Below are 11900 nucleotides of genomic sequence, written 5' to 3'. Positions count from 1 at the left end.
TAACAACCAATCATTTAGTTGGTTGCTTCAGTCAGCGCAGCAGCAGATTCCTTTGCAATTCGCGCACTGGCTTCAAGCATGGTGTAAAGCAGAACATTCGCCCCTGCTTCACACTCTTGTGGTGATGTGTTTTCAATTTCATTGTGACTGATGCCGTTTTCACACGGTGTAAAAATCATCCCAGTCGGGACGAGATCCGCCATATAGCATGCGTCGTGGCCAGCACCTGCATAGATGTCCATATGGGAATAACCCAAAGATTCAGCAGCGGCTTTAACGTCATCGGAGGCGTTGAATTCAATCGGGGCGAAATACCAGAAAGGGTCTATATCTATCTTGATTTGACGTTCTTGTGAAACCTTAGCGCAAAATGCTGTAAATTCTTTGTCCATCTCCGCTAATGTGTCTGCATTTGGGTTACGCAAATCAACACTGAACGTTATTTCACCGGGAATAACATTACGAGAATTAGGATATACCTGCATGAAGCCAACAGTACCCAGGCCATTGTCATATCGGTTTGCTAGCTCTTCAATCTCAGAGATAATCTTTGAACTTGCTACCATGGCATCGTTTCGTAAATACATTGGGGTAGTACCCGAATGAGATTCTTGGCCATTAATAGTGACGTTATACCAGCGTATTCCTTGTCCTAGCCGAACCACACCAATGGTTTTGCCTTGATCCTCTAGGATAGGGCCTTGTTCGATGTGTGTTTCAAAAAACGCTCCGATATGACGACTGCCCGGTTTCTCGTCGCCTAGATAACCGATTTTCTCTAGTTCGTCCTTTAGGCGGATTCCGTCGACATCGGTTTTATTCAGTTCGGTTTCTAAATCGAACCGACCAACATAGACACCGGAGCCTTGCATGGCAGGTTGAAAGCGGGAGCCTTCTTCATTGGTCCAGACGGAGAATTCCATCGGAGTTTCAGTAACAATGTTATTTTCATGGAGGGTCCTTAGCACTTCAACGCCGGCTAATACACCAAAGACGCCATCAAATTTTCCACCCGTTGGTTGGGTATCTAAATGACTTCCGGTTGCGACAGCGGGTAGTGAGTTGTCTTTTCCATCACGGCGGGCGAAAATATTGCCCATCTGATCAACGCTGACGGTGCAGCCACATGCTTTACACCAATCAACGAACAGATCACGAGCTTGTCCGTCTAATGCTGTTGCTGCTAGCCGCTTACAACCTCCTTTTTCGGTCAATCCGAATTGCGCCATCTCCATCAAGCTTTGCCAGAGTCGGTCGCCATTTACACGTAAATCTTGCATACAAAATCCTTTTAGGTTGTTCTTATCAGCGCGTCGCTGATCGTTCGTAAATGCCCTGTTTAGCGTCAACAGGTCCACTTTAATTCAAAGAACATTCTCGTTTGGCTTCCGTGCCATTTACCAAATGGTAAAAACTATAGGTAAAAATTTTTCAGGCCCTTATTATTTGATTCACTCCTGTGAATTCTTTATTGAGCCTGAAACTTTTAAAGCTTGTGAATTAAAAACTTGGGAATGAGAACAGTGTTCCGTCTTTCACTCCACCTGAAGGCCATCTCTGGGTAATGGCTTTACGTCTAGTATAAAAGCGAATCGAGTCCGGTCCGTAAGCATGTAAATCACCAAATAGTGAGCGTTTCCACCCACCAAAGCTGTGGTAAGAAACAGGAACGGGTAATGGAACATTAATTCCAACCATACCGACCATAACCTTGTCTGAAAAATAACGGCTCGCTTCACCATCTCTGGTGAATATGCAGGTTCCGTTCCCATATTCATGATCGTTGATTAATTCAACAGCCTCTTCTAGAGTCTTAACTCTTACTACGACTAGCACAGGGCCGAAAACTTCTTCCTGATAAATTGTCATTTCTGGGGTTACTTTGTCGAATAATGTGCCACCAAAAAAGTATCCTGACTCATAATTGGGCACCACGATGGTGCTTCCATCAACAACGGCCTCTGCACCCTGTTCAATCGCTTGAGCAACATAAGCAGCGACTTTATCTTTTTGAGCTGCGGTAATAATCGGTCCCATCTCGTTGCTATTGTCGGTCCCTGGGCCAATTTTTAGTGATTCAATCTGTGGCTTGAGTTTTTCGATCAATGCATCTGCAACCTTGTCTCCAACCGCGACTGCGACTGAAATAGCCATACAGCGCTGACCACATGATCCAAACGCGGCTCCCATAAGGGCACTTGTCACGTTTTCTAGATCGGCATCTGGCATCACAACGGCGTGGTTTTTTGCGCCGCCGAGTGCTTGGCAACGCTTACCGTTGTTAGATGAACGCTGATAAATCGCTTCAGCTATGGGGGTAGAACCGACAAAACTGACCGCTTGTATTTCTGGAGCGTCGATGAGTTGATTAACGACGTCTGGACCCCCGTTAACAACATTAAGGACGCCGGCAGGCAATCCTGCTTCAAAGGCCAACTGAGCGATATAAAGAACACTCGCAGGATCACGCTCAGAAGGTTTTAAAATAAAGGTATTGCCGCACATAACGGCGCTTGGCCACATCCATAGTGGAACCATAGCAGGAAAGTTAAAAGGGGTAATTCCAGCGACGGCTCCCAAAGGTTGGAATTCACTCCATGCATCGACATTCCGACCGACGTTACGGCTATGCTCACCCTTTAAAAGTTCTGGAATACCACAGGCAAATTCAACGTTCTCTATCCCTCTTGCTAATTCACCCTTTGCATCGCTCAATACTTTGCCGTGCTCACGAGTGATCAGTTCGCAAATTTTATCTGAATTTTCTTCAAGTAGTGTTTTGAAGCGGTACATCACCTGCGCTCTGGCGGCCGGTGGGGTATTTCTCCATGCAGGATAGGCTTTGTTGGCCGATGAAATTGCTTGATCAACGGTTGCGGTAGACGCCATTCCTACTACTGCACATTGTGCACCCGTCGCTGGGTTAAATACGGCTTGTGTCTGTTCACTGTCGCAATGTATCTCACCATGTATTAGGTGACCGATATGTTCTGACATGTTTAACTTCCTTTGTTTAATTATTCTGTTGTGTTGATGGCGTCGCCCATCGCATTGATAAGTCTATCTATCTCTTGTTCTTGGGTGATAAATGGCAACCCTAGTTGAATGGTGTCACCACCGTAGCGCACGTAAAATCCTTTTTCCCATAGTGTTTTGGCAATTTCGTAGGGGCGAATAGTCGGGTCACCATCTCTTGCCTCGATGGATAAACCAGCTGCAAAGCCAAAATTACGAATGTCGAGAACGTGTTTAGACCCCGCTAGGCTGTGAATAGACTTCTCAAACAGTGGAGACAGTTCTGCGACCCTTGGAATAAGGGCATCTTTCTCCAGAAGATCTAGCGTTGCCAAAGCCGCAGCACATGAGACGGGGTGCCCCGAATAAGTATAGCCATGGGGAAGCTCAATATTGTGCTCAGCACCACCGGCTTGCATAAACGCTTCGTAAATGGACTCTTTTGCTAATACGGCACCCATAGGGATAGCGCCATTTGTGATCTGCTTTGCTGCGCAGATAATGTCTGGTGTTACACCGAAGGCCTGTGACCCAAAATAGTGACCAGTTCGACCAAAGCCCGTAATAACCTCATCAAAAATCAACAAAATATTGTGTTGATTACAGATTTCTCTTAGCCTTTGTAGGTAACCTTCAGGTGGCACAATGACCCCTGCTGAACCGGAAAATGGTTCAACAATGACGGCAGCGATATTGGAGGCATCATGCAGTGCGACCATATCTAATAATTCATCGGCCATTTCGGCACCGGTTTGTGCCATGCCTCGTGTAAAGGCGAGTTCTGGTTTCAGGGTGTGAGATAGGTGGTCTGCTTCCATCGCCTGACCCCATAATTTGCGGTTTCCACCGATACCACCGAAACTAATACCACCCCAGCTTGCACCGTGGTAACCCTTTGCTCGTCCAATTATTCTGGTTTTTGTCGCTTGGCCTTTTTGTCGCCAGTATGCTCGAGCTATTTTGGTGGCGGTATCTGCGGCTTCTGAACCTGAGTTAACAAAAAAGACTTTGTTGATATCTTCAGGGGCAAGAAGCGCCAACCTTTCAGCAAGTTCAAATGCCTTGCTATGGCCATACTGAAATGCAGGGGCATAATCGAGCTCAGTAAGCTGTTTTGCTACAGCTTGTGCTATTTCTGGACGGTTATGACCCGCACCACAGGTCCATAAACCAGATAACCCATCGAATATTCTTCGCCCTTTATCATCAATATAGTAAGCGCCTTCGGCACCTGAAATCATACGAGGATCGGATTTAAACTGGCGATTCGCGGTATACGGCATCCAGTAGGCATCCATAGATTCTTTGTTCGATTGCAATCCCATTGCTTTTATCTCCTTTGACGGTATTTCCCTTTGAACGAGAGAAAACCAAATGTGTTTTTACTTTAATGAGCTTAATTAGTTTGATAAATTGCAAGTTATCGAACTAAAGATTCAGGTTTATGAAACAATGAAAGCACTTTTAGGTCAGTTGTCGGATTTAGATATACGTCTGTTGCGTGTTTTTATCGCGGTGGTAGAAAGCGGTGGTCTGAGCGCAGCGGAGATGGAGTTGAATATCGGTCGCTCAACGATTAGTCGGCATCTTAAAGACTTAGAAATGCGGCTAGGCTTGGTGCTGTGTCATCGAGGGCGAGCTGGTTTCTCACTGACGAGTGAGGGCGAGCATATTTATGAATCCGCTCAACGGTTGATATTATCCATTGAAGGGTTTCGTCATGAAGTGAACGATTTACATCATAGTTTGAAAGGGCATTTGGTGATTGCCATGTTTGATACCACCGCGACTAATCCTGAATGTCGAGTGCATCAAGCTATTTCGGACTACATCGAGAAAGCCCCAAATGTTCAGATTGATATTCATGTTGTACCGGTTAACGATATCGAAAAAGGGGTGTTAGAAGGGCAGTATCATGTGGGTATTATCCCACCACATCGGCGCTCGGCTAGTTTAGAGTACATGCCGCTGTTTGGTGAACAGATGTATATGTACTGCGGAAAAGGGCATTCACTCTTTGGTCATTTGACAAAGGTAACGGATGAACTGATCATGGCTCAAAAATACGCAGGTTTAAGCTTTAGTAGCCCTAATATGGAAACAGGAAGGGCACTTAATCTGCATAGAAGTGCAGCAGCGACGAATCAGGAAGGGATTTCCACCCTAATTCAGTCGGGGCAATATATCGGTTTTCTTCCTGAACATTTCGCGAGGATTATGGTCGCGGGTGGATCGATGCGAAAAATCGACAATTCACGGTTTGCTTACTATTGCGAATTTGCTGCAATTCACCGAAAATCACCCAAGCCAACACGATTAGTGAAAGAGTTTTTAGCTGCTCTAGAACAGACAAAAACCATTTAGAATAAAAACAGTAAGGTTAAACACCATGAGTAGTATGTCGTCGGAGATTGTTCCACGAGCGAAAAAAATACCAACCCATCGTCTGCAAGGTTGGCAATGGAATCGAATATTTTGCGCGGTGCCGAGGTGGTATTTGCTGAATTTGGCTACAAGGGGGCGACGATGGATCGTATTGCTAGCCAGTGTGGGCTATCAAAACAAAACTTGCTCTACTACTTTTCATCTAAAGAACTGCTTTATCGGGTAGTACTGCAAAATATTATCGATATCTGGTTAGAGCGTATGGTGTTTGCAGAAGATCGAAACGCCTGCCCTGAAGAAGTGATTGAAACCTATATTCGTGGCAAGCTTCAACTTTCACATGATTACCCACAGGCATCGCGAGTGTTTGCTCAAGAGATCATATCAGGTGCGCCAATTATTCGGGATTATCTAAGAAACCACCTTAAACCATTGTTTGATAGGGACGTGGAACTGGTTCGAACTTGGGTGAAAGAGGGGCAACTTAAGGACATTGAACCAGAGCATCTATTTATCTCTATCTGGGCAATGACACAGACCTATGCCGACTTTGCGGCACAGATAGAATTAGTACTGAATAAAAAGAAATTGCTCCAATCCGATTTCGATCGTGCAACCAAATTTTTAACCGCAATGGTAATTAATGGCATTGTTGCCCCAAAATAGACCATTTTAATTTTTTTGGGGGTGTTTTACCCCCATTTTTCCGTTCAAAATATGAACAAGAAATTATCAAAACCTTGTCTGTAAATAATTCGATATAAAATTAGCCAACCTCTTATTAATTCAGGTTTTAAACTTGAATTTGTTCAATGATATTTTAATTATCTAACTACAAAATTTTCTTGTAACTTATTGATTAAATCACCATTTCAGCTCATGTCTGCACCAAAAAAAACATGCACTTAAAGGCTTTACCATTTGGTAAAAAACGTGCTATTTCTAGTTTATACCAAATGGTAAAACTTTGAATTTTCTCCAAGGAAGGAGGGAATATTACAAAACTCAAGGAATAAATATGTTGAGTGAAGATATAGCGAAACAGATGGGAAAAGCTTCAGGCGAGTTTCTGAAAGTGATCTGCCAAGAGGCGAGTGACCGACGCGACAAATACTGGGGTAGAGAGGTGACCTACTCAAGAAAAGTATTTATCCCACTTACCAACATGTGCCGCGATAGTTGTAGTTATTGTACCTTCGTTAAGACACCAGAATCTGGTGAAGCGGAATTGATGACACCAACGCAGGTTTTGACTACCGCCCTTAAAGGACAAAATATGGGGTGTAAGGAAGCACTGTTCAGCCTAGGTGAACGACCAGAAATGCGCTATCAATACGCGAGAGATCGTTTAGCTCAACAAGGGCATGAAACCACGGTTAGCTATCTCTATGAAATGGCTGATTTAGTCCTTAAAAAAACCATGTTGGTTCCACATATCAACGCTGGCGCGCTGTCTCATTCCGAATTGGAGAGGTTAAAGCCGGTTGCTGGTTCTATGGGCATGATGCTGGAAAGTACCAGTACAGCATTAACAAAACGGGGACAGGCACATTATGCATGCCCAGATAAAGTCCCCGCTCGCCGACTCGACACGCTAAGAGCGGCTGGTGAGTTAGGTATTCCATTCACCACAGGTTTGTTGATCGGTATCGGAGAGTCTTGGCAAGACCGCATAGATAGCCTTATTGCCATTAATCAAATTCACCAGAAATACGGTCATATTCAAGAAGTCATCATTCAGAATTTTCGGGCTAAACAAGGCACTAAAATGTCTGGGTTCAAGGAACCTAGTGCGGAAGACATGCTGAGAACGCTTGCGGTATCTAGGCTATTACTCGATCCAAGTATTAGTTTACAAGCCCCTCCAAATTTAGAAGAAAATTATCAATCTTATCTTCGCGCGGGCATCAATGACTGGGGGGATATCCCCCGTCACCAAAGATTTTATTAATCCGGAGCGAGCTTGGCCACAAATTGAATCGCTTGCCGATAATTGTCGAGAAATGGGGTACCGATTAAGAGAAAGACTAACGGTGTATCCAACATTTTTAGAGAATTCAAATAAGGGACCGATGACATTACCGATTAGCCGTATTTGCTCGTTAGCGTCCACAGATGGCCTTGCGTTAGAGCAGTGTCATTAAGAACGAATTTAGGAGATTTATATGTTGTCATGGAAAGACACCCCCGCAAACCAGTCTGTTTCGTTAGTTGGACTTAATCCTGAGATTAAGAACGCACTGAAACAAGCACTTGATGGCAAAGAGATATCGACAAGACAAGCTATCTCACTATTTTCAGCCGAAGGGAATGAGTATCAAGCTCTGCTAAATGTGGCTGATCAAGTAAGAAGAAATGTGTGTGGAGAGAAAGCCACATTTGTGATTACTCGTAATATCAATTTTACCAACGTCTGCTATATGGGTTGTAAGTTTTGCAATTTTGCCAAACCGATTAAGCATGAAGAAGCGGAATTTTTGTCCCTTGATGAAATAGCAAATCGAGCACAGCAAGCGTGGGATAAAGGAGCAACAGAGGTGTGCATTCAGGGTGGCTTACATCCTCAAATGAGTGCGGATTTTTATCGAAATATTTTATTAACGATTAAAGCACGTTTACCAAAATTGCATATCCATGCCTTTTCACCGTTTGAAATTTGGTATGGCGCGCGTAAGGCAAAAATGGAGCCGAAAGCATTTCTTCAAGATCTTAAGTTGTGCGGGCTAGACTCGATGCCGGGTACGGCGGCTGAAATATTGGATGTGGAAATTCGAGAGCAGTTGACCAAAAACAAATTAAGTACCGAAGATTGGGTGAGTATTATTAAAGCGGCCCATGAAGTTGGCATAAAGACCACTTCAACCATCATGTATGGACATATAGACAAACCGTCTCACTGGGCTAACCACCTAGAAAAACTAAGAAATATTCAAAAAGAGACAGGTGGATTTACCGAGTTTGTCCCTTTAGGTTTCGTGCACTATAAAACGAAGCTTTATAACGATAACCCAACATTGGTTCGTCCAGGGCCGACTCGTAACGAGCATTTCAAAATGCATGCAGTCGCTCGATTAATGTTGCAGGGCCAGATAAACAATATTCAAGCATCGTGGGTCAAAATGGGGTCTGATGTTGCGTCACAAATGCTGCGTTCAGGCGCAAATGATCTCGGTGGAACCTTGATGAATGAGAGTATTTCACGTGCCGCTGGGGGAGAACATGGCCAAGAAATAGAGCCTCAAGATATGGTTCGCTTTATTCACAATGCGGGATTGGATGCCGCTCAACGTACAACGCTTTATCGCGACATTAAATCGTATCCAGTGGAAAAAGAGGACTCAAGTTATTTGGTGCTTCCCTCGCAAGAAATTGCTCGATTCGGTACGCGCGTATGAGCAACGTAAAGATCACTTTACTCGCGGGTGGTGTCGGAGGAGCGAAAGCGGCATTAGGCTTAGCCCTTGGCAATTATAAGCAGGGCTTGAAAGTAATAGGGAATATCGGTGATGACCAAGCCTTTCATGGACTTTGGATTTCGCCAGATATCGACACGCTTATCTACACGCTTTCTGGAAAAATTAATAGACAGCAAGGTTGGGGCTTAGAAGGCGATGATCAAAAAGTACTAAAAGGGCTTTCTGATTTGGGTGTAGACACGTGGATGCAGCTTGGCGATATGGATTTTGCTACCCATATATACAGAACTGAAAGACGCCGATTAGGTCATCGTTCTCAGGTTATCGCACAGGATATCGCCATCGCTAATGGAGTAAATGTCCCTATTATTTTGCCAACAGATGACACAATTCAGACCAAGTTAAAAGCTGGCAAAGAGTGGCTCTGTTTTCAAGATTACTTTGTTCGCCTTAGATGTCAGCCGATTATTGATGAAATTCACTATCGAGATAGTGAAAAAGCGAAGGCAACACCAGAGTCACTCAATGCCATTCGTGAGGCTGATATCGTGTTGCTGGCACCAAGCAATCCTCTATTGAGTATCGGAGCCATATTGTCGATAGACGAGATACGAAGCCAATTGATTAAAACCATTTCTCCAGTTGTTGCGATATCACCACTTATAGGTGGCGAAGCGATCAAAGGGCCTGCCGTTAGGTTGATGGAAAGCCTTGGCTACAGAGCCGATGTGGTCGGAATTGCTAATTACTATCAAGGATTGGTGGATGTTTTGGTCATTGATCCAGTTGATGCGCAGTTTGCATCAGAGATAGAAGCGCTCGGTATCCGAGTTCATATACAAAATATCTGGATGCGAACGGACAATGAGAAACGATCGGTCATGAACTCAGTGATAGATGAGTGCTTGAACGTTGAATTGATGAGGGCGAGTTAATGGAAAGTAGACTCAATATTGTAATACCAATGAAGGCACCAATCCGTTCTAAGCAGCGGCTTATGGGTGTACTTACGTTATCCCAGCGTGAAACTTTGGCATCAACTCTGTTCAGAGCAACTCTCGCATTCTTCTCTGAGAATTTCGCACATATTAATCGACTTGTAGTTACCGATTCTGAACAGATTGCTCGAATTGCAAAAGTCTATGGTGCGGATGTGCTATTAGAAGCCGAGAGTACAGGATTAAATCGAGCCATAGGGTCGGCTACCGACTGGAGCTTATCAAACGGATATTCGCATCAAATGGTTATCCCTGCTGATATCGCCAAATTGGAAGTGCATGAAGTGGACCAGATACTGGCGGCAGCCGGAAACAACAACGATGTTGTTATTGCCTTAGCAAAAGATTCAGGCACGAATGCTTTGCTAACAACGCCACCAAATGCTATCGATTTTTGCTATGGGAAGCAATCGGGGCTGGCACATGCTCAAGAAGCCCATAAAAGATCACTTTCTGTCGAGATGCTACACCTTCCGAGTCTTAGCCAAGATATCGATGTACCAGATGACTTGTTGCTGGTGTCCCCAAGCTATCAGACTGAATTGACGGTAAAAGGAGCGCTATTATGAACAATCTTGCGACACTTCCAACAGCAGATCTTGAGCGAAACAGCAGTAGCTACGATGCTATGGAGATGTTCACGATAGGTGGTCTCCCGGATTTTACTCCGGGAATGGATTTGGCTGCTTTCGTAATCCAAGCGTTAAAAAAACAAGGTAGCGAGTTGCAACAAGGCGACATTTTGGTTGTTGCCCACAAAGTGGTTTCTAAATGTGAAGGGGCGGTGGTCAGTATCGACGAAGTAATCCCTACAGATGAGGCTATTGCGTTAGCCGAGACCGTAAACAAAGACCCGAGAAAGGTGCAGGTCGTACTGGATCAGTCAAAAAAATTGTCCGAAGTATAAAAAGGCCGGAGCAGGAAGAGGGCATTTTAATTGCGGAACATAAACTGGGCTTTATATGTGCTAACGCCGCTGTGGATGAATCTAACGCCGAACACGAAGGGCAATTAATCACCTTGCCTGAAAATCCAGATGCCAGTGCTATGAATTTATGCGATGAATTAGAGCAACATTACCATTGTCAGTTGGGCGTGGTAATAAGCGATACCTTCGGTAGGCCTTGGCGATTAGGGCAAACTAATGTGGCAATTGGCTTGGCGAGAGTGCCGGCTATCCAACCCCTTTTTGGTGAAGGTGATGCATGGGGTCGAGAGCTGAAAGTCACTGCCCCCGCGTTTGCCGATGAACTCGCTGCGGCATCAGGTTTGTTGATGAGTAAGGCTGGTAAGTTTCCCATTATTATTTTTAGAGGGCTCAACTGGACAGCGAGTGAAAGTAAAGCAAGTCAAATATTAAGACCAATACAAGAGGATCTATTTCGATGAGTAAGTTAAGTAAATTGGCGATTTTAGGAGGGACCGGACCTCAAGGACGGGGACTGGCAATGAGGTTTGCCAAAGCAGGCGTCTCTGTAGTGATTGGGTCTCGTGATGGTAACAGAGCCGCTGAAATATCAGATGAGATGAATGCGTTGCTACCAGAAGGTAGTGTGCAAATAGAAGGCATGGACAACGTTAGAGCGACTCAAACAGCAGATGAGATGGTGATCTTATCGGTGCCTTATTCTGCTCACAACGCAACCCTAAATGAGTTGAAAGAGACGTTATCAGGAAAGATTTTGATCGATATAGTGGTGCCTTTGGCACCAAAAAATCCAAAAGCAGTGGTGATGCCTAAAGAAGGGTCGGCCACAGAGGAAGCGCAAGCATTGCTCGGTGATGGTATCCCTGTAGTTGGCGCTTTGCATAATGTCTCTGCTGTTACTTTAAACCAACTAGAACAACAAATTAACTGCGATGTTTTAGTGTGTGGTAATCAGCTTGACGCAAAGAAAAAGGTCATGGCGTTAGTCGAAAAGCTTGGCGTTAATACTTACAACGCTGGCTTAGCAGAAAGTGCTCGCTGTATTGAAGCGCTTACCCCAATTTTGATCCGATTGAATATTTCAAAGGAAGTACCGTTTAGTCACGCTGGTGTCACTATCGCGCCACCGGTTCACTAACCTATACAAAAAGGAAGAAA

Annotated in this window: 12 protein-coding genes; 9 read left to right on the top strand and 3 right to left on the bottom strand. The window is 44.5% G+C overall.

The genetic code is table 11. The features are described from left to right. Positions 1-14: 14 nt before the first annotated feature. The 3 genes from PGX00_RS10885 to PGX00_RS10875 all read right to left on the bottom strand — a co-directional run bounded on the left by PGX00_RS10885 (position 15) and on the right by PGX00_RS10875 (position 4340). Complete coding sequence (locus tag PGX00_RS10885; RefSeq protein ID WP_272136127.1) at positions 15-1280, bottom strand: Zn-dependent hydrolase; 1266 nt, start codon at positions 1278-1280, stop codon at positions 15-17. Between the two features lie 220 nt (positions 1281-1500). Continuing rightward, positions 1501-2997 carry a CoA-acylating methylmalonate-semialdehyde dehydrogenase gene (locus PGX00_RS10880; protein ID WP_272136123.1) on the bottom strand — a complete coding sequence of 499 codons (1497 nt, stop codon included), beginning with the start codon at positions 2995-2997 and terminating at the stop codon, positions 1501-1503. 20 nt (positions 2998-3017) lie between these two features. Then, complete coding sequence (locus PGX00_RS10875) at positions 3018-4340, bottom strand: aspartate aminotransferase family protein (protein ID WP_272136121.1); 1323 nt, start codon at positions 4338-4340, stop codon at positions 3018-3020. A 127-nt stretch (positions 4341-4467) separates the two neighbouring features. Between PGX00_RS10875 and PGX00_RS10870 the strand changes: the two genes are divergently transcribed. From PGX00_RS10870 to npdG, 9 genes are all read left to right on the top strand, one after another. Further along, positions 4468-5379 (top strand): LysR family transcriptional regulator, encoded by a 912-nt coding sequence (locus PGX00_RS10870; protein WP_272136119.1) that lies wholly within the window; start codon positions 4468-4470, stop codon positions 5377-5379. 96 nt (positions 5380-5475) lie between these two features. Next, positions 5476-6066 (top strand): TetR family transcriptional regulator C-terminal domain-containing protein, encoded by a 591-nt coding sequence (locus PGX00_RS10865; protein WP_272136117.1) that lies wholly within the window; start codon positions 5476-5478, stop codon positions 6064-6066. A gap of 352 nt (positions 6067-6418) precedes the next feature. Further along, positions 6419-7351: a 7,8-didemethyl-8-hydroxy-5-deazariboflavin synthase CofG gene (cofG, locus tag PGX00_RS10860; protein WP_272136115.1), complete on the top strand. Its 933-nt coding sequence runs from the start codon at positions 6419-6421 to the stop codon at positions 7349-7351. A gap of 214 nt (positions 7352-7565) precedes the next feature. Continuing rightward, entirely contained in the window at positions 7566-8795 is a 1230-nt protein-coding gene (gene cofH, locus PGX00_RS10855; RefSeq protein ID WP_272136113.1) for a 5-amino-6-(D-ribitylamino)uracil--L-tyrosine 4-hydroxyphenyl transferase CofH, read from the top strand. Continuing rightward, a complete protein-coding gene (gene cofD / locus PGX00_RS10850; RefSeq protein WP_272136111.1) occupies positions 8792-9751 on the top strand; it encodes a 2-phospho-L-lactate transferase in 960 nt (319 codons plus the stop codon). The genes cofH and cofD overlap by 4 nt, the downstream gene beginning before the upstream one ends. Then, the gene (gene cofC, locus PGX00_RS10845; protein WP_272136109.1) at positions 9751-10383 is read left to right on the top strand and encodes a 2-phospho-L-lactate guanylyltransferase; all 633 of its coding nucleotides are present in this window, start codon (positions 9751-9753) and stop codon (positions 10381-10383) included. The genes cofD and cofC overlap by 1 nt, the downstream gene beginning before the upstream one ends. Beyond that, positions 10380-10721 (top strand): coenzyme F420-0:L-glutamate ligase, encoded by a 342-nt coding sequence (locus tag PGX00_RS10840; RefSeq protein WP_272136107.1) that lies wholly within the window; start codon positions 10380-10382, stop codon positions 10719-10721. The genes cofC and PGX00_RS10840 overlap by 4 nt, the downstream gene beginning before the upstream one ends. Further along, the gene (locus PGX00_RS10835) at positions 10706-11203 is read left to right on the top strand and encodes a coenzyme F420-0:L-glutamate ligase (protein WP_322107875.1); all 498 of its coding nucleotides are present in this window, start codon (positions 10706-10708) and stop codon (positions 11201-11203) included. Before PGX00_RS10840 ends, PGX00_RS10835 begins: the two co-directional genes overlap by 16 nt. Then, positions 11200-11880, top strand: a complete 681-nt coding sequence (gene npdG / locus PGX00_RS10830; RefSeq protein WP_272136104.1) for an NADPH-dependent F420 reductase — start codon at positions 11200-11202, stop codon at positions 11878-11880. Before PGX00_RS10835 ends, npdG begins: the two co-directional genes overlap by 4 nt. Positions 11881-11900: the final 20 nt, after the last annotated feature.

Origin of the sequence: Vibrio algarum (genome assembly GCF_028204155.1) — a bacterium.
GTDB classification, from domain to species: Bacteria; Pseudomonadota; Gammaproteobacteria; order Enterobacterales; family Vibrionaceae; genus Vibrio; species Vibrio algarum.
The sequence above is the reverse complement of the archived record's forward strand: the minus strand, read 5'-3'. Positions and strand labels throughout refer to the sequence as shown.

Coding starts and splice junctions, on each gene's coding strand:
- PGX00_RS10885 (WP_272136127.1), bottom strand. CDS start 1,280: ATGCAAGATTTACGTGTAAATGGCGACCGACTCTGGCAAAGCTTGATG.
- PGX00_RS10870 (WP_272136119.1), top strand. CDS start 4,468: ATGAAAGCACTTTTAGGTCAGTTGTCGGATTTAGATATACGTCTGTTG.
- cofC (WP_272136109.1), top strand. CDS start 9,751: ATGGAAAGTAGACTCAATATTGTAATACCAATGAAGGCACCAATCCGT.
- npdG (WP_272136104.1), top strand. CDS start 11,200: ATGAGTAAGTTAAGTAAATTGGCGATTTTAGGAGGGACCGGACCTCAA.
- PGX00_RS10880 (WP_272136123.1), bottom strand. CDS start 2,997: ATGTCAGAACATATCGGTCACCTAATACATGGTGAGATACATTGCGAC.
- cofD (WP_272136111.1), top strand. CDS start 8,792: ATGAGCAACGTAAAGATCACTTTACTCGCGGGTGGTGTCGGAGGAGCG.
- cofH (WP_272136113.1), top strand. CDS start 7,566: ATGTTGTCATGGAAAGACACCCCCGCAAACCAGTCTGTTTCGTTAGTT.
- cofG (WP_272136115.1), top strand. CDS start 6,419: ATGTTGAGTGAAGATATAGCGAAACAGATGGGAAAAGCTTCAGGCGAG.
- PGX00_RS10840 (WP_272136107.1), top strand. CDS start 10,380: ATGAACAATCTTGCGACACTTCCAACAGCAGATCTTGAGCGAAACAGC.
- PGX00_RS10875 (WP_272136121.1), bottom strand. CDS start 4,340: ATGGGATTGCAATCGAACAAAGAATCTATGGATGCCTACTGGATGCCG.
- PGX00_RS10865 (WP_272136117.1), top strand. CDS start 5,476: ATGGAATCGAATATTTTGCGCGGTGCCGAGGTGGTATTTGCTGAATTT.